Source organism: Intrasporangium sp. DVR, assembly GCF_040365325.1.
Classification (GTDB): Bacteria; Actinomycetota; Actinomycetes; order Actinomycetales; family Dermatophilaceae; genus Intrasporangium.
The window spans coordinates 33,585-50,338 of sequence record NZ_BAABZW010000025.1 but is presented as its reverse complement, the minus strand read 5'-3'; the positions used below and the strand labels follow the sequence as shown (position 1 = coordinate 50,338).

Annotated in this window: 16 protein-coding genes; 11 read left to right on the top strand and 5 right to left on the bottom strand. The window is 72.8% G+C overall.

All coding sequences use genetic code 11. The features are described 5' to 3' along the window. The first annotated feature begins 4 nt into the window (after nucleotides 1–4). Nucleotides 5–841 (top strand): hypothetical protein, encoded by an 837-nt coding sequence (locus tag ABWV20_RS17720; RefSeq protein WP_353357522.1) that lies wholly within the window; start codon nucleotides 5–7, stop codon nucleotides 839–841. A 24-nt stretch (nucleotides 842–865) separates the two neighbouring features. Here the strand turns inward: ABWV20_RS17720 and ABWV20_RS17715 are convergent, their stop codons facing one another. Further along, nucleotides 866–2,470: a lipopolysaccharide biosynthesis protein gene (locus ABWV20_RS17715; protein WP_353357520.1), complete on the bottom strand. Its 1,605-nt coding sequence runs from the start codon at nucleotides 2,468–2,470 to the stop codon at nucleotides 866–868. A 221-nt stretch (nucleotides 2,471–2,691) separates the two neighbouring features. On the opposite strand from ABWV20_RS17715, the gene rfbA reads away from it, so the two are divergent. Both rfbA and ABWV20_RS17705 read left to right on the top strand, forming a co-directional pair. Then, nucleotides 2,692–3,561 (top strand): glucose-1-phosphate thymidylyltransferase RfbA, encoded by an 870-nt coding sequence (gene rfbA, locus ABWV20_RS17710; RefSeq protein WP_353357518.1) that lies wholly within the window; start codon nucleotides 2,692–2,694, stop codon nucleotides 3,559–3,561. Nucleotides 3,562–3,566: 5 nt separating this feature from the next. After that, nucleotides 3,567–4,166 (top strand): dTDP-4-dehydrorhamnose 3,5-epimerase family protein, encoded by a 600-nt coding sequence (locus tag ABWV20_RS17705; RefSeq protein ID WP_353357516.1) that lies wholly within the window; start codon nucleotides 3,567–3,569, stop codon nucleotides 4,164–4,166. Between the two features lie 16 nt (nucleotides 4,167–4,182). Here ABWV20_RS17705 and ABWV20_RS17700 read toward each other — a convergent pair whose 3' ends face one another. After that, a complete protein-coding gene (locus ABWV20_RS17700; RefSeq protein ID WP_353357514.1) occupies nucleotides 4,183–4,848 on the bottom strand; it encodes an arsenate reductase/protein-tyrosine-phosphatase family protein in 666 nt (221 codons plus the stop codon). Nucleotides 4,849–4,989: 141 nt separating this feature from the next. Here ABWV20_RS17700 and ABWV20_RS17695 point away from each other — a divergent pair, with 141 nt between their 5' ends. Next, a complete protein-coding gene (locus tag ABWV20_RS17695) occupies nucleotides 4,990–5,280 on the top strand; it encodes a PqqD family protein (RefSeq protein WP_353357512.1) in 291 nt (96 codons plus the stop codon). Between the two features lie 35 nt (nucleotides 5,281–5,315). Here ABWV20_RS17695 and ABWV20_RS17690 read toward each other — a convergent pair whose 3' ends face one another. Continuing rightward, nucleotides 5,316–6,446 (bottom strand): glycosyltransferase, encoded by a 1,131-nt coding sequence (locus tag ABWV20_RS17690; protein WP_353357510.1) that lies wholly within the window; start codon nucleotides 6,444–6,446, stop codon nucleotides 5,316–5,318. Nucleotides 6,447–6,485: 39 nt separating this feature from the next. On the opposite strand from ABWV20_RS17690, the gene ABWV20_RS17685 reads away from it, so the two are divergent. From ABWV20_RS17685 to ABWV20_RS17675, 3 genes are all read left to right on the top strand, one after another. Next, entirely contained in the window at nucleotides 6,486–7,349 is an 864-nt protein-coding gene (locus ABWV20_RS17685; protein ID WP_353357508.1) for a hypothetical protein, read from the top strand. After that, a complete protein-coding gene (locus ABWV20_RS17680) occupies nucleotides 7,346–7,639 on the top strand; it encodes a PqqD family peptide modification chaperone (protein ID WP_353357506.1) in 294 nt (97 codons plus the stop codon). Before ABWV20_RS17685 ends, ABWV20_RS17680 begins: the two co-directional genes overlap by 4 nt. 185 nt (nucleotides 7,640–7,824) lie before the next feature. After that, nucleotides 7,825–8,682, top strand: a complete 858-nt coding sequence (locus ABWV20_RS17675) for a nucleotidyltransferase family protein (RefSeq protein WP_353357504.1) — start codon at nucleotides 7,825–7,827, stop codon at nucleotides 8,680–8,682. A gap of 4 nt (nucleotides 8,683–8,686) precedes the next feature. Here the strand turns inward: ABWV20_RS17675 and ABWV20_RS17670 are convergent, their stop codons facing one another. Continuing rightward, a complete protein-coding gene (locus ABWV20_RS17670; RefSeq protein ID WP_353357502.1) occupies nucleotides 8,687–10,105 on the bottom strand; it encodes a tyrosine-protein kinase domain-containing protein in 1,419 nt (472 codons plus the stop codon). Between the two features lie 156 nt (nucleotides 10,106–10,261). Between ABWV20_RS17670 and ABWV20_RS17665 the strand changes: the two genes are divergently transcribed. The 4 genes from ABWV20_RS17665 to ABWV20_RS17650 are packed head-to-tail and all read left to right on the top strand — an operon-like array spanning nucleotide 10,262 to nucleotide 15,823. After that, complete coding sequence (locus ABWV20_RS17665) at nucleotides 10,262–12,235, top strand: glycosyltransferase (RefSeq protein WP_353357500.1); 1,974 nt, start codon at nucleotides 10,262–10,264, stop codon at nucleotides 12,233–12,235. After that, the gene (locus ABWV20_RS17660) at nucleotides 12,232–13,593 is read left to right on the top strand and encodes an O-antigen ligase family protein (RefSeq protein ID WP_353357498.1); all 1,362 of its coding nucleotides are present in this window, start codon (nucleotides 12,232–12,234) and stop codon (nucleotides 13,591–13,593) included. The genes ABWV20_RS17665 and ABWV20_RS17660 overlap by 4 nt, the downstream gene beginning before the upstream one ends. Next, on the top strand, nucleotides 13,590–14,621 hold the full coding sequence (locus ABWV20_RS17655; protein WP_353357496.1) for a glycosyltransferase family 4 protein: 1,032 nt from the start codon (nucleotides 13,590–13,592) through the stop codon (nucleotides 14,619–14,621). The genes ABWV20_RS17660 and ABWV20_RS17655 overlap by 4 nt, the downstream gene beginning before the upstream one ends. Next, nucleotides 14,618–15,823 carry a glycosyltransferase gene (locus ABWV20_RS17650; RefSeq protein WP_353357494.1) on the top strand — a complete coding sequence of 402 codons (1,206 nt, stop codon included), beginning with the start codon at nucleotides 14,618–14,620 and terminating at the stop codon, nucleotides 15,821–15,823. Before ABWV20_RS17655 ends, ABWV20_RS17650 begins: the two co-directional genes overlap by 4 nt. Here the strand turns inward: ABWV20_RS17650 and ABWV20_RS17645 are convergent. Further along, nucleotides 15,802–16,707, bottom strand: coding sequence for a polysaccharide pyruvyl transferase family protein (locus ABWV20_RS17645; protein ID WP_353357492.1), 906 nt, complete (start codon nucleotides 16,705–16,707; stop codon nucleotides 15,802–15,804). The two genes, ABWV20_RS17650 and ABWV20_RS17645, sit on opposite strands and share 22 nt — an antisense overlap. Nucleotides 16,708–16,754 lie beyond the last annotated feature (47 nt).

Genomic DNA, 16,754 nt, shown 5'->3' with positions numbered 1-16,754 from the left:
TCTCGTGCTGGCGCTGATCACCTCCCTCCGACACCCGCGCAACAGCCGTGACTATGCAGAGGTCGAGCGGATCTTCCTCCGGTCCGTGTGCTCGTGGGTGCGTCAGGACGACGACCGCTTCCTCGTCGTCGCGGTCGGCAACCGCACCCCGATGGTGGAGCTGCCGACCCAGGTCACGTTCGTCGAGGTGGACTTCCCGGCGCCGTCAGCTCACCGCGGCCCGGAGACAGGGATCCCGGCGGTCCTGCGCGACAAGGGCACGAAGCTCGCCGTCGGCCTGCTGGCCGCCCGGGAGGCGAGCCCGTCGCTGAGCCACGTCATGGCCGTCGACGCCGACGACTTCGTCTCCCGGCGGCTGGCCGGTTTCGTGTCGGCGCGGAGCACGGCACCCGGGTGGACGGTGACCCACGGCTGGCGCTACCACCGGGGCCGCCGGGCCGTCCGCGAGGTGCGGGGCAGCTTCCACCTCGAGTGCGGGACCTCCCACATCGTGCGGCACGACCTCTTCCCGGCGGTGGACCTACCGGTGACTGCGACGCAGGAGGAGCTGTACGACGCGTTCGGTGACCGGCTCGAGCGCTGGCTGGGGTCGCACGTCCACCTCCACGATGACCTGCCCCTCGCGCCGCTCCCGTTTCCCGGCGCCCTCTACCAGGTCGGGACGGGTGAGACGCACTCCGGCACGTCCATGGGCGGGCTCGGCCGCCCGGTCCGGCGCGAGATCGCGGACGAGTTCGGGGTCGAGCCGACGCGCCGGACCCCGTGGTCCCTGGCGCGGGCGGTGCTGCCCGGCAGCGCCGCCGTCACCGGGCGACTGCCCGGGCTGCGGCGACGGGGCTGACAGGGGTGGGTGGGACAGAGCCGGTCAGTCCCGCCGGTGGGCCACCACAGCCAACGCGGTGGCCAGGGGCCGGCGAAGCCGCGGGCTGAGACCGGCCTCCAGGGCCGCGGCGTCGGCGCCGGTCAGGCCGAGGCGCAGCCCCCGCAGGGCGAGCGCGTAGAGCACCAGGCCCACCGCCGACGTGACGACCGCCGTGAGGACCAGCTCGAGGGTCGAGGCGGCGAGCGTGACAGCGACGGCCCGCCCCGCTGCGTACACCAGCACGCACACACTCCCGGCCAGCACGATGGGCGCGACGTCCCCGAGGGCTGACGACATGCCCACGCGCGCGTCGCGGGACTCGGTGACGAGCAGCAGGACGTTGCGGACGAGGACTCCGGCGAGGTTGGCGATGACGGCTCCCCACAGGCCCAGGGTGGGTAGCAGCAGGACGATGAGCGCGAGGTTGACGACGACGGCCGCCACGTTGAGCTTGAGGATGGCGCCGCCGGCGAGCCGGGCCTGGATGAAGGCGATGAGGGGAGAGCCCACGGTGGCAACGGCGGCGCCCAGGCCCAGGGCCACGAGCGCGGGCGCTGCATTGGCGTACTCGGGCCCGTAGATGGGTTCGACGAGGAGCGCAAAGGGCGCCAGCCCACCCGCCACGAGCAGGGCAGTGACGGTCGCGCTGGCACGCAGCGTGCGGCGCAGGGCCCGACCGAGAGACCCCTCGTCGACCGCGCGCAGACCGGACACCGCCGGGATCAGGGGCCCGACGAGGGCCTGCGCCGGGCTGAACACGTGGACCGCGAGTCCGAAGGCCAGGGCGAACAGCCCCGCGGCGGCAGCGTCGCCGCTCCACGTGAGGAAGGCGACCTCCGTCCGGGACACGATGAGGTTGCCGAGGATGGAGGCGATCCCGGCCGGGACGGCGTACTTCCAGAATCCCGCCGGGAAGGCCCTGGGCAGGGCGGGGCGCAGAACCGCCCGGCGGTACCCGCGGGACACGTAGGGCAGCGCCAGAGCGACGCCCAGCGCACCCACCGTGACCCGGCTGATCCACACCGGGTCGGCGTCGCGGGTGGTCAGCGCGGCGACGACCACCGCGACCTGCGTGAGGAGGTTGACGACCATGGCGTTCTTGGCGAGCTGCGCCGTCTTGTTCTCGATGGTCAACGCCGCCTGCGTCCCGCTGAGCGCCGCGTTGAGCCAGACGCCGAAGACGAGCGCCAGGGCCAGGAGGAGCGGGTCGACCCGAACCACCGCCAGGACCGCCACGGTGACCACCGGGGCGATGACGAGCAGCCGGAAGCCCTGCGACTTGGACAGCACCGAGCGCACGACCCCGCTGTCGCCCAGCGCCTGCGCCCGGGTGCCGAACTGGACCACGGCCATGCCCAGGCCCAGCTCGGCGATGACACCGGCGATCGTGATCACCGTCGTGAGATAGGCGATCCGGCCGAAGTCGACGACGCCGAGCACTCGCGCGAGCAGGATGTTGACCCCGAAGCCGAGGCCGACCGCCACGAGCGTGTGGACGAGCGTCCAGCGGGCCCCGCTCAGCGCCCGGGCCTGCAGCTCACCGCGGTTGAGCGAGGGGACCACCTCGGGCCCGAGGCCGTCCTCGGGCTCGTCGCCTCCGGTCGCCATCCACGGCCTCCTTGCGGGACCACCCGCACAGTGCTGGAGCGGGCACCGCCCGCAGGGCATCATGGCACAGCCGCGCAGGTCGGCTGTCCATACACTCCGGTCCTGCGACCCAGCGGCGTCTCCGTCATCATCTGCGTCCGCACCGGCGCCGCATCCTCCCGGCACAGCTGGACGCGGCGCTCTGGCCGGGCCCGGGTGGGCGGCCACTACGCTTGCCCAGCATGAAGGGGATCATCCTTGCCGGTGGGACCGGCAGCCGCTTGCACCCGATCACCCGAGGCATCAGCAAGCAGCTCATGCCGATCTACGACAAGCCGATGATCTACTACCCGCTGTCGACCCTGATGATGGCCGGGATCCGCGAGATCCTCGTGATCACGACACCTCAGGACCGGGAGCAGTTCGAGCGGCTGCTCGGTGACGGATCCCAGTGGGGCATCGAGCTGAGCTATGCGACCCAGCCCCGCCCGGAGGGCCTCGCCGAGGCCTTCGTCATCGGTGCGGACTTCATCGGATCGGACTCGGTTGCGCTCGTCCTCGGCGACAACATCTTCTTCGGCCCGGGGCTCGGCAAGCGCCTCGCCGACAACACGAGCGTCGCCGGGGGCCACATCTTCGCCTACCGCGTGGTGCAGCCGTCGGCCTACGGGGTCGTCGAGTTCGACCCGGCCGGCCGGGTCCTGTCGATCGAGGAGAAGCCGGAGCGGCCGAAGTCGAGGTACGCGGTTCCCGGGCTCTACTTCTACGACAACGACGTCGTCGCGATCGCCAAGGGGCTGACCCCCAGCGCGAGGGGCGAGCTGGAGATCACTGCGGTCAACGAGGAGTACCTCAGCCGGGGGAGCCTCACGGTCAGCGTCCTGCCGAGGGGCACCGCCTGGTTCGACACCGGGACCTTCGAGGGCCTCATCGAGGCCAGCCAGTACGTCCACGTCATCGAGGCTCGGCAGGGCCAGAAGATCGGCTGCGTCGAGGAGGTCGCCTGGCGCAACGGCTGGATCGACGACGACGTGCTGCGCGGCCACGCCGACGACCAGCTCAAGAGCGGCTACGGCGCCTACCTGTTCGACCTCATCGCTGAAGGTCGATGACCCTGATGGACATCCGGCCGCTGAGCGTCGCCGGGGCCTTCGAGGTCACACCGCGCCAGCTGCATGACAGCCGCGGCACGTTCGCCGAGGGTTTCCGGGCCGACCACCTCGCCGGGGCGATCGGTCACGAGATGCGGGTGCGCCAGACCAACATCTCGGTGTCGCGGGCCGGCGCCCTGCGCGGCATCCACTACTCGCGGGTCCCGCCATACCAGGCCAAGTACGTCACCGCGATGAGCGGCGTCTTCCTCGACTTCGTCGTCGACCTTCGGGTCGGGTCGCCGACCTTCGGCCAGTGGGACAGCGTGGTGCTCGACGCGGTGGATCGGCGCGCCGTCTATGTCGCCGAAGGCCTCGGCCACGCCCTCGCCTGCATCGAGGACGGCACGGCGGTCTATCTGTGCTCCGAGGTCTTCAACCCCGCGGGCGAGCGGGGCGTCAACCCCCTCGACCCGGCCATCGGCCTGGCACTTCCGGACGGCTTCGTGCCGATCGTGTCGGACAAGGATGCCGCCGCCCCGACGCTCGAGGCCGCCGGAGAGCGGCGCGAGCTGCCCACGCTGGAGGCCTGCGCGGCGTTCATCGGGTCGCTCGCCGACGGCTGACCGAGCGCACCGCTCGTCAGGGTCGCCGCCGCCCCCACCCGAGCCGGCCCCTCCGTGGGCCCGACTCGTCGTTCTCCGGCTGCGCTCCCGGGTCGGGCGGCGACACCGGGAGCCCATCGAGCACCCGCCCGACGAGGTCGACCGCCTCCGCGATCTGCGTGAAGGCGACGTGGTAGGCGTGCAGCTCCCGACCGTAGGGGTCCGCGATGTCGTCGAGGGACGGGTCGAGCACGGCGCGTCGCCGCGAGGACGCCAGCTCGACGACGCGACGCAGCGACTCGGCCCGGTCGTCGGCCGGCTCGAACTCGGCAGCGCCGTCGACCACGAGGCGGGCGAGCTCGCGCAGGGTGAACGCGCGACCGGTCGCCGAGGGCGCCAGGGCCACGGCGGCGGAGCGGTGCCTGCGGGTCATCCCGAGCACGAGGTCGGCGCCCTCGACGAGGGTCGGCGTCAGCAGCTGGGCGCAGAACTCGCCGGAGTAGGCACCGGACTGCTCGAGCAGGTGGGCCATCGAGATGTGGATCGGGTCCCCGACCATGGCGTCGGTGCCGCCGCTGACGACCTCGACCCCGGGGGCGTCGTCGACCCAGACACGCCGGATCAGGCGCTCGGCCGCTGGTGACCGGCAGATGTTGCCGGTGCACACGGTGAGCACCGTGAAGCGAGCCTCCCCGTCCGACATCCCCACCCTTCCACCGAACCGGTGCGGTCCCCCCGCGCGCCCAATGTACCCACGTGCCCCCACCCGGCGGCCCGGTCCGTCCGGATCTGCCGATCCCGCGGCCCGGTGATCCCAGCCACGCACCCGTGGCAGGCTGGGCACGTGACGGGCTCAGCGGCATACGGCATCGCCCCCGACGTGGGACACGTCGACTCCGAGGTCGACGGCGCATCGGTGGCCTACGTGGCCCGCCTCCCGGAGGGGCCGCCGCTCGTCCTCGCGGACTCCGCTGCGGTGATCTGGGGTGCGGCCCGGACCGGCGGCACGCTCGACGAGATCGTCGACCGCGTGGCCGAAGCGTTCGACGTGCCGCCCGCCGAGATCGTGGGCGACGTCACCGCCTTCGTCGAGCAGCTCGTCACGCTCGGCCTGCTCGTGCGGTCCGACGACTGAGCCGTATGCCGCTCAGCCGACTCCCGCTGTCAGGCTCAGTCGCCGTTCAGCAGGGTCTCGGCGGCGGCGACGAGGCGCCGGTGGAAGTGCTGCTCGGAGAAGGTGTCCACATGGGACCGGATCGCCGCCTGGTCCCACTCGTGGCCCCGGTTGGCCAGCACGGCCACCCGGATGTCGTCCGGCGTCGGCGCCTCGAAGAAGGCTCCTGACACGCCGGGGGCAATGGTGTCGAGGTAGCCACCGGCGCGCAGGGCCAGGGTCGGCCGCCCGAACGCTCCGGCCTCGAGGGGGGTGAGTCCGAAGTCCTCGAGGCTGGGGGCGATGAGGGCGGTGCTGTGGGCGTACACCCAGCGCAGGTGCGCGTCCTCGAGACCTGACACGATCCGCACGTTGGGGGGCGCGGTGGCGCGCAGCTGGGCATCGAGCGGGCCGTGGCCGACGACGGCGAGCCGCTCGTCGAGGCCGTCGAACGCGCGGACGGCCTCGGCGACGTGCTTGTAGGGGAGCAGGCGGGACACGAGCAGGTGGAAGCCCTCGGGCGCCCAGTCGGCGAGCTCGGCCACCTCCCGGCTGGGACCGGACGGGTCGATGCCGAACGGCGGCGGGAGGACCTCGGCGTCGATGCCGTACGCCTGCTTGACGCGGTCGCGGACGACGGTGGAGTTGACGAGGTAGCGGTCGGCCGTCGCCGCGGCCCGCCGGTCCCACCGGCGCAGCCCCGGGGTGAGGGCGAGGAGCGCGCGCCCCCTGACCGAGGTGCGCGGCGGATGGCCGAGGTAGGCCTCCGCCTGGTACAGCCAGCGGGCCGGGGCGTGGCAGTAGACGAGCTTGCGGCCGGTCGCCGGGACGGCGTGCGCCCAGCCGGAGCTGGACGCGATGACGAGGTCGGCGTCCACGGGCAGACGCGAGACGGCCCAGGGCAGCAGCGGGAGGGCCAGCCGGTGGTCGTGGCGCAGTCGTGCCGCCCGGTTGAGAGGGGAGGCCACGATCCGGGCCTCGCGGAACTCCGGGAACGTGCCGTCCGGGTCGTAGAGCGTCGTGTGGATGACGGCGTCGGGGAAGGCACGGAGGATCGACAGGACGACCCGTTCCGCGCCGCCGCGCTGGGTCAGGTAGTCGTGGGCGATGGCCACGCGGGGCCGGCCCCGGCTGCTGCCATCGGTCATGGCGACGATGATGCCATCGGGTGGTTACGCTGCAGCACGATGTCCATGGTCCCGCAGTCGCCCAGCCCGTCGGCCCCGTCGGCCGGATCCGTCGCCCCTGCGCTCGACGGCGTCGTCGACCTCCACGCGCTCGGGGCCCGGCTGTCGCTCGACCTGCGCCGCGTGCCCGTCGACCTCGCGGCGGCGTTCCGGACGGTCTGGCAGCACTGCCTCGACCCGCTCGCCGGCGGGGTCGGTCCGGAGGAGGAGGTCGATGCGGGCTCGTTCGTCGTGGCGGACCGCGTGGGTGAGTCCCTGCTCGCTGGGGACGAGGACGCGCCCGCCCGCATCCTCATGCGCGCGACGCAGTCCATCACCAAGGCCCTCATCGCGGCGCAGGCGGGTCGGGTGCTCATGCTCCACGCCGGAGCGCTCTGCGACCCGGTGACGGGTGCGTCCGTCGTCTACGTCGCACCGGGCGGGACGGGCAAGACGACGCTGAGCCGCACCTTCGGACTGACCCTCGGCTACCTCACCGACGAGACGGTCGCCATCACCGAGGACCGGCGGATCCTGCCCTACCGCAAGCCGCTGTCGGTCCGCCGCGATCCGCACCGCGGCCTCAAGGACGAGCTGCCGGCCGTGTCGCTGGGGCTGCTGGCCCCGCCGAGGCGGCCATGGGTCGCCGGTGTCCTCGTGCTCCGCCGCGACCCCGAGATGCACGAGGCCCGCGTCGAGCCGATGGACCCGCTCGACGCCATCGTGACGCTCGCCCCGGAGACCTCCTCCCTGCCCCTCCTCCCGCGACCGCTGCGCCGGCTCGCCGAGCTGGGGGAGGCCACCGGCGGTTTCCGGCTGGCCCGCTACGCCGAGGCGGTCGACCTCGAGCCGGTCATCCGCGACATCACCGGGAGGGTGCGATGAACGACGCGGTCGTGCGCGCCGTCGAGGCCGTCGACGAGCTGGTCATCGACGGCGAGGGAGTGGTCCTGCTCGGCGACGGGTCCGGCGGCCGGGTGGTCCGCCTGTCACCGCTCGGTCTTGCGGTGCGCTCGCTCGCCCGCGACGGTATGCCGCTGGGCCGGCTGGGTGCCCACCTGGCCGCCGAGTTCGGCTCCCCCGAGGACGGTGACCTGGATCGTGCAGTTCGGTCGGTCGTCGACGAGCTCGCTGCCCAAGGTCTCGTCGAGTGGGTGTCGCCCGCCGGACCGTGAGGTCCGCACCGTCGCGACGCAGGTGGTCGCGTGGTGCGGCGCTGGTAGCATCACCCGACGCGGTGGGTGCTGGCCCGGGAGCTGTCGGCGCCGTGTCCCGGCGGGTCCCGGCGTGTCCCGCAGTGTCCCGGCGGGTCGCTCGGAGGGTGCTGCCGGGTGTGCCGGTTTTGTGAGAGGGGGCGCGCGTGACCACGACGATCCCCACGGCTGTCCGGCTCCGGCTCGGTCACGCCGCAGTGCAAGTCGTCGCTGACCGCATCGGGGCGGACGTGCTGCACATCAAGGGGGAGTCGCTCGACCCCACGGTCCGTCGCCGGGGGCGAAGTGCTTCGGACGTCGACGTCCTCGTTCACCCCGGCCACGTCGTCGACCTCCTGCTGGCACTCCGTGCGGCAGGCTGGGAGCTGCTCAACGACTTCCCGTCGAGCTCCGCCTTCGAGCACTCGGCGACCCTGCGTCACACCGCCTGGGGCCACCTCGACGTCCACCGGAGCTTCCCCGGCTTCACGGCACGCCCCGAGACGGTCTTCTCCGTGCTCTGGGGCACCCGCCACACCTGGCAGTCAGCGGGACGGACGTGCAGCGTCCCCGAGCCGACGGCCCAACGGCTCATCCTGCTTCTCCACGCCGCTCGGTCGCGAGGCTCGCACCGGGGACGGCAGGACATCGCGCACACGTGGACCGACGCAGCTCCCGATGTCCGGGGGGACGTGGACGAGCTCGCTCGGCGACTCGGCGCCGAGGTCGGACTGGCTGCCGCGACCGGTCGCCTCGACCAGTGGCGCCAGCACCCGGACCACGACCTGTGGCGGGTCGCCTCGGCCGGTGGCACCCGCATCGACGAGTGGCGGGCCAGGGTCAAGGCGGCCCCGACCGCGCGCGGCAAGCTCCGCCTCGTCGGTCGGGCCGCGCTCGTCAACGTCGAGCACCTGGCGATGATCCGCGGCCGCCCGCCCACCCGGCGTGAGGTGGTCGCGGAGTTCTTCGCCCGACCGGCTCGGGGGATCCGCGAGGAGCTGACCCGGCGACGCGGCGGGCGGTAGAGGGTCAGCGGGTGCGGGCGGCCCGTCGCCGCTCCGTGCGGCGCGACGTCCGGGCCGCCCGGCTGCCGTGGACGGCAGCCGTCTGGCCGTAGCCGTAGGTGCCGTAGCGGTACGTGGCGGAGTTTGCGCCGGTCGCCAGGTTGAGCGCGAAGCCGGCGACCGGGACCTCCACCGTCTGGAGCGAGCGGAGGGCCGACTCCAGCTCGCGACGCCTGGTGCGCTCGCTGGCGACGACCATGATCAACCCGTGGGTCAGCTGGTTGAGCAGCACAGCGTCGATGACCGGGTTGATGGGGGGACTGTCGATCAGGATGTAGTCGAACTCCTGGGCCAGCTTCTGGAACAGCTGCGACATGGCCTCGGACCCGAGCAGCTCGCTCGGGTTGGGCGGGATCTGCCCGGCGGGCAGGACATGGAGCGTCGTGTCGCGCCACACCTGGATGACGTCGGCGGGCTCGGCCCGGCCCAGCAGCACCGTGGTGAGCCCGGCGCTGCCCTCCAGCCCCATCGTCTTGGCGACCGACGGGTTGCGCAGGTCGCCGTCGATGAGCAGGACCTTGGAGCCGGCGTCGGCCATCGCGATCGCGAGGTTGACCGTCGTCGTCGTCTTGCCCTCGCCCGGGTTGGACGAGGTGATGACGAACGAGTGGCCCTGCGTGGTGACGTCGACGAAGAGGATGTTGGTGCGCAGTCGCCGGATGGCCTCCGCATGATGGGTGTGCGGGTCGTCGACCAGGCTGAGCACCGGGCCGTCGGTGCCCTTGACGAAGGGGATCGTCGCGAGGATCGGGCGATCGGAGAGCTTGCGGATGTCGTCGTCGCCGCGCACCTTGGTGTCCGCGACGTGCCGGAGCAGCGCGACACCGACCCCGATGACGAGACCGGCGAGGAGCGCCAGCGCGAGGTTCTGCTTGACGTTCGGGGAGATCGGCTCGCCGGGCGCCAGAGCGGGGGTGATCGCCTCGGCCTCGACCAGCTGGTTGTTGTTGGCGAGCAGCGGCGAGAACTTCTTGGCCGCCTCGGCGAGCACCGGGCCGGCGGTGTTGGCGATGTCCGCAGCGCGCTGCGGGTCCGAGCTGCGGGCCTGCAGGTCGAGCACGTTGGTCAGTTCGGACACCGTCCCCGTGATGTCGATTCCGGTGCCCGGGGCCAGCCCGAGCCGCTCCCGCAGCGGGTCCTGCACGGCGGGGGAGCCGAGGATGGCGACGTAGGTGTTGAGGTCCTTCTGGGTGATCGCGTAGGTCCCGCCGGGGCTCTTGTCGTCGGTGGGCTTGACGGTGGAGAGGTAGACCCGGGCGGTGGCCTCGTAGACGGGAGTCGCCATGAGCGTGGACGCGGCGGTCGCCCCGATGACGATGAGCACGCAGGCCGCGATGAGCCTCCACCTCGTGCGGATCACGCCCACGAGATCACGGATCGTCACTGGCCCCCCTTGGGCGTTGCTCCGGCGAGAAGTTGGACTGCAGACCCCCAATCCTCCCATATCATCTGTGGGTCGCCGGCGCCTTCCAGCGAAGCCGGCAAAGGGCCTGGCCTCGGGCCGCACGGTGTGGGGGGTTGTCGATTGCGGGTCCTGCGGGTGTCGCACAGCGCCGTCGTGGACGCCTGGCGCGAGCGGGAGCGGGCCCTGCGCGACCTCGGCCACGACGTCGTCACCCTCTCCGCTGCCGCATGGGACGAGGGCGGCGCGACGGTCACCCTGACACCCCGACCCGGCGAGCCGGTCAGCGGAGTGCGCACCCTCGGCCGGCACCCCGCCCTCTTCGTCTACGACCCGAGGCCGATCTGGCGAGCCCTCGGCGAGCGCTGGGACGTCCTCGACCTCCACGAGGAGCCCTTCGCGCTGAGCACCGCCGAGGTGCTCCTCCTTCGGGTGCTGCGCAGATGCCACAGCCCCTACGTCCTCTACTCCGCGCAGAACCTCGACAAGCGCTATCCGGTCCCGTTTCGCTGGCTCGAGCGCTGGGCGCTGCGTCATGCTGCGGGGGTGAGTGTGTGCAACACCGAAGCGGGACGCATCGTCGAGCGCAAGGGTCTCGCCGGGTCGGCCACGCTCATTCCCCTCGGCACCGATCTGGCCAAGTTCCGCCCGTCCGAGGGCCGCCCGGCCCGCGACCGCGGCCCCGGTGACCGCACCGTGGTCGGCTATGTCGGGCGGTTGGAGCCGTCCAAGGGGATCCACGTCCTGCTCGATGCGGTCGCCGACGACGAGCGGCTGACGGTGCGGTTGGCCGGCGACGGCTCCGCCGCCGCGGACGTGCGCTCTCGGGCCCGCCAGGAGCGCCTCGCGGGTCGGGTCGAGCTGGTCGGCTCGCTCGGGCAGGCTGATGTGCCCGACTTCTACCGGTCGGTGGACGTGGTCGCCGTCCCGTCGCTGACGACCGACACCTGGGTGGAGCAGTTCGGCCGAGTCGCCGTCGAGGCGATGGCCTGCGGGACGCCCGTCGTGGCCAGCGACAGCGGCGCCCTGCCCGAGGTCGTCGGGGAGGCGGGCCTGCTCGTCCCACCGGGTGATGCTCGAGCCCTGCGGGACGCCCTCGTCCGGGTCGGCACGGAGGCGGACGTCGCCGCCACCCTGCGGACAGCCGGTCTCGCGCGGGCCGCCCAGACCGGCTGGGCGACCGTCGCCGCCCTGCAGGAGGGGCTCTACCGCAAGGCGCTCGGCCCCGCCGGCGGTCCGACGGAGCCTGGAGACCGACCCATCGAGGTCGTCGTCGTCGCCTACGGTGCGGCCGAGCTGCTCCGGGCCACGCTCGAGCCGCTCCGCGACGAGTCCGTCATCGTCGTGGACAACTCCTCCTCGGCCCGGGTCCGGGCCGTGTGCGATGAGCTCGCCATCCGCTACGTCGACCCCGGCCGCAACGGGGGCTTCGCCGCGGGCGTCAACGTCGGCCTGCGGGAGCGGCGGTCGGCGACCTCAGACGTGCTCCTGCTCAACCCTGACGCGCGGATCGAGCCCAGCGGCATACGGCAGCTCGGCACGGCACTGCGCGCCCGGCCCGACCTCGCGAGCGTCAGCCCGCAGCTGCGCGCCCTCGACGGACATGACGAGCGGGTCCTCTGGCCCTTCCCGACACCGCTCGGCGCGTGGCTCGACGCCGTCGGGCTCGGCCGGCGCCGTCCCGGCCAGTTCGCCGTCGGTGCGGTGCTGCTCCTGCGCGCCGAGGCCCTGGCTGACGTCGGGGGCTTCGACGAGTCCTTCTTCCTCTACGCCGAGGAGACCGACTGGGCCAACCGTGCCGCCCGACGGGGCTGGCGGCACGCGCTGGTCCCGTCCGTCACCGCGACCCATGTCGGGGCCGGCACGAGTGGGGACGCACGGCGGCGCGAGGTCCGCTTCCACGCCGGCCAGGAGCGCTACTACCGCAAGCACTTCGGTGCCGTCGGATGGCAGGTCGCCCGGCTGGCCCAGGTGGCCGGCTCGACGGTCCGCTCCCTCCGGCCCGGATTCGAGGGCCGGCTCGCCCGGGAGCGACTCGTCACCTACGCGCGTGGGCCGATGCGGGTCGAGCGCCGGCGGGAGTCAGCCGTGCGGCAAGGACAGTCGCCGTGACCGCCCAACGCGCCAAGGACCTCGCGATCCGCGTCGCCCTGGTCCTGGCCCTGCTCGGCGTGCTGCTCTTCGTCGGCCGGGGACTCGCCGTCGACCCACAGGTGCCGCTCCTGCTTGCCGGGATCATCCTCTTCCTCGGTCTGGTCGTCGCCGACCCGGCACTCGTGCCCCTGCTGGCGCTGCCCTTCCTGCTCATGACCGCCCGGCTCTCGATCGGGGGGGTCGACCTCGCCGTCTCCGACGCGATGCTCGTGGTCGCCCTGGTCCCCTCCCTGCTGGTCCTCATGGCGGGCGCCTCAGGACCGATGCGCCGGGTCATGTGGCTCGGCATCCTCTACCAGGTCGCCACCCTGTTCACCGTCGTGCGCAACCCCTACCAGGCCAACCTCGTCGAGTGGTTCCACGCGGGCGTGCTCGTGGTCGGCGCCGTGGTCATCGGCTGGGCCCTCGGGTGGCGCGGCCACGGCGGGCGCGCCCTCCGCATCCTGGCGATCACGACGCTGGTGCTCGCCGTCATCACCCTGGTCCAGGCCGCCGTCCAGTACGACTCCGGCAACTTCGGGCCGGTCGAGATGGCCTGGCCCTACCAGGTGCAGAAGAACGCCATCGGGACGATCTTCGCCCTGGTCGGGGTCGTGCTCTACGTGCGTCCGCCGTGGATGGGGTGGACCAGGGGCTGGGCCCTCCTCGGCTTCTGGACCGTCGTCGCCGCGCTCATGACCACCCAGTCGAGGCAGGCGATCATCGCCCTGGCCGTGTCGGTGTCGGTCCTCGTCATGCGGCGCACGACGACTCGGCGCCGGTCCAAGGGGATCCTGCTCGCGTTCATCCCCGCGCTCATCGGCGTGAGCGTCATGGTGCAGGACCAGATCCGGTCCGGCAACGAGTTCAACTCCTTCTTCCAGCGACTCACGTGGTTCGAGGACTCGATCGCGATCTGGGCCACGGATCCATGGTTCGGGGTCGGGCTGCGGTGGTGGTACACCGACCGGTTCCCGCAGGCCTTCCAGCCCCCGAACGCGCTCATCGACACGATGACCAGCGCCGGAGTCATCGGCCTGCTCGCCTTCGCCGTCCTCCTGGGCGGCACCTGGCTCATCGCGCGGCGGCTCGACCCGGTCTACGGAACCCTGGCCGAGCTCGTCCTGCTGACCCGGGTCATCCAGAGCCAGTTCGACCTCTTCTGGGTCGCCGTGCAGGTCTCCCTGCCGTTCCTCGTCCTCGGCCTCTGCCTCGGTGCCGCCGCCCGGCATGAGGACGACGAGGAGCAGCAGGTGCGCCTGCGTGCCCAGGTGGCCCGGGTGCAGCAGCCCGCTCTCGAGGCGGGGCCGACACCTGCGGCCGGTGCTGCCGGGTGAAGATCGTCCACGCCGTGTGCACTGATGCCTTCGCCGGGGTGGAGCGGCACATCGCGATGCTTGCCGTCGCCCAGGCGGACGCCGGCCACGAGGTGGTCGTCATCGGCGGCCACGCCGCGACGATGCGCGCCGTCCTCGACCGGCCGGACATCCGGCACGTCGCGGCGGCCTCGGTGTGGGACGTCAGCCGGGCCCTCGACCGCTTCGCGGACGCGCACGTCTTCAACGTGCACATGACGTCTGCGGAGGTCGCCGCCGCCCTCGCGTGGCGCTCCCGCGCTGTCCCCGTGGTGAGCACCCGCCACTTCGCAGCGAACCGCGGCCAGTCCTCGCGGCTCGCCGGCGTCGTCGCCCGGTGGGCCGCCGGTCGAATTTCGGCCCAGATCGCGGTGAGCCGCTTCGTCGCGGCCCACATCGAGGGGCCGGCGACCGTGGTCGTGTCCGGCGTCCTCGAGCAGGTCGAACCGACCCCGCGCGCAGGTTCCCCGGCACGGCGGCCTCGCGTGCTCGTGGCCCAGCGGCTCGAGCCGGAGAAGCGGACGGCGGACGCCGTGCGGTGCTTCGCGGCCTCCGGGTTGGGCGCGAGGGGATGGTCGCTCGAGGTCGCGGGCGACGGACAGGAGAAGAGGCGGCTCGAGAGGCTCGCCGACGAGCTCGGTGTCAGCGAGGCGGTGACCTTCCTCGGTCACCGCAACGACATCGAGGACCTCATGGCGAGGTCCGCGATCCTGCTCGCGCCGCGGCCGGACGAGGCGCTCGGCCTCACCGTGCTCGAGGCGATGAGCCACGGGCTGCCGGTGCTCGCGGCCCGTGGCGGCGGCCACCTCGAGACGATCTGCAGCGCGGCTCCGGAGCTCTGCTACCCGGTCGGGGGTCTCGCCGAAGCAGCCTCGCTGCTGTCCGACCTCGCCGGCGACGCCGCTCGGCGCGACACGCTCGGCAAGCGGCTGCGGGCGGTCCAGGTGCGCGACTTCTCGGTGGCGGCCCAGGCCACTGCCACCGAAGCCGTCTACCGGAGCGTGCAGTGAGTTCCGAGAGCATCCACCCGCGCTCAACCGATCTGGTCGTCCTCTCCCTCGAGCGCTGGGACGAGGTGTGGCGGCGCAACCAGCACCTCGTCTCGGGCCTGCTGCGCCGTGATCCGGGGCTTCGCGTGCTCTTCGTGGAGCCTGCCGTCGACCCGCTCCACGACCTGAGCCGCCGTCGACGGCCGCAGCTCCCGGGCGGTCTGAGGGCCGGCCCCCCGGTCCCGGGTGTCGAGCCGGGGCGACTGTGGCTGTACGAGCCGGCGAAGTGGTTCCCCAGGCGCCTCCACCGCAGAGTCGACCGGCATCTCGCCGCGGGCACGGTGCGGGCAGTCCGACGGCTCGGTTTCGGCTCGCCCCTGCTCTGGGTCAACGACCCCGACGGCGCCGCCGTGCTCGAGGCCACCGGCTGGCCGGCCCTCTACGACGTGACGGACGACTGGCTCCTGGCCGACCGCGACGCGGCCGAGACCTCCCGACGTGCCCGGGCGGAAGCCCTGCTCCTGGCCCGGGCCCGCGTCGTGGTCGTCTGCTCACCGGCACTGGCGCGCGCCAAGGGCAGCCGACGCGAGGTCGCGCTCGTCCCCAACGCCGTCGACGTCACGGACTACCGAAGGCCCCGGACGCGTCCTGACGACCTGCCGGAGGGGCCCTGTGCGCTCTATGTCGGGACGGCGCACCGGGACCGGCTGGACGTCGAGCTCTGCGCCCTCACGGCGGAGGCGATCGGACCCCGCGCTCACCTCGTCATCGTCGGCCCGGTTGCGCTGGAGCCCGAGGACGTGCACCGCCTGCAGCGAGCCGGGGCCGTCCTGCTCGGCCCCCGGCCGGCACCCGAGATCCCGGCCTATCTCCAGCACGCCGACGTGCTCCTCGTCCCGCACGTCGTCACCCCGTTCACCGACAGCCTCGACCCCATCAAGCTGTACGAGTACCGCGCGGTCGGGCGACCAGTGGTCAGCACGCCCGTCGCCGGGTTCCGGGACGCAGGCGACCCACAGGTCGCGGTCGCGGAACGGTCCGACTTCGTGGCGGCGGTGCTCGAGCGGACCGCGCCAGGGTGGGGCCGCGCCTCCGACCTGCCCGAGGCCGAGGTCCCCTCATGGTCGGACCGCGTCGAGGTGATGGCTCACGTGCTGGAGCGGGTGGCCGGCGCTGCCGGTGACCAACGGTCGGGCGGCACTCAGCCCCGGTCGAGCACCTGACGAATCGTCGACACCGGAAAGCGTGCGGTCCTCCGGGCCAGTCGGTGGAACTCCCTCGTCGCCGAGCGCAGGGAGGCCACGCAGTCCGCGACGGCGTCGGCGGACACCTGCACCGCCTGCCGCTTCAGCTGCTCCACACTCATCTCCGGCGAGTGGGTGAAGTGCCGCGACCTGCCGGGGGAGATGACCGACTCGTAGTCGCGGAACTTGAAGTCCCCCCCGGACAGGGCCGGCTCCAAGGTCGTCCACGCCGCGGGGATCCCGAAGGCATCGGCCGTGATGAGGCCGTGCAGAGACGTGGTGACGATGGCGGCGCACGAGCTGATCTCGTCGACGACCGTGGGAACCGACCGGTTCACGTTGACCAGTCGGACGCGGCCCGGATGCGCTGCGGCCAGGGCGTGCAGGTCGGGGTCGTTCCAGTGGTGACCGTGGGGTGCGACACCGAGCTCCCACCGCACGGGCCGCCGGCGCCGGTGGTGAGCGACGAGGAGGCCGGGGTCACCCAGCTCGCACCCGGGAGGACTGCCCACCAGCTCGTGGGTCAGCCGCCCGCGGACGGCCAGGAAGGTCGCGTGCGGCAGGTGGCGGGGCGCTTCGTGCATCAGCCCGCTGCCCCAGACCAGTCCCTCGAAGTCGTCCGGGAGGAACTCGATGATGCTCCCCACGCCGAGGAATCGCGCCCTGGATGGCTCTCGGTGGACGGGGACGATCCCATAGCGGGGGAGCAGCCACGGTGTCAGGGCGTCGCCGAAGTTCTCGTGCCCGTCCCACCAGTAGCCCGGCATGGACGTGCCCCCGATCCAGACGGGGAGTCGGGTGCTCGCCGCGAGGAGCCGGCGAACGGCCCTGGCCCGCCTCCGGGTCGGATGGCTGTAGTCCATGGGCGCAGTATCGCAGGGACGTCCCGCCGACCTCCGGAGCCGCTGGG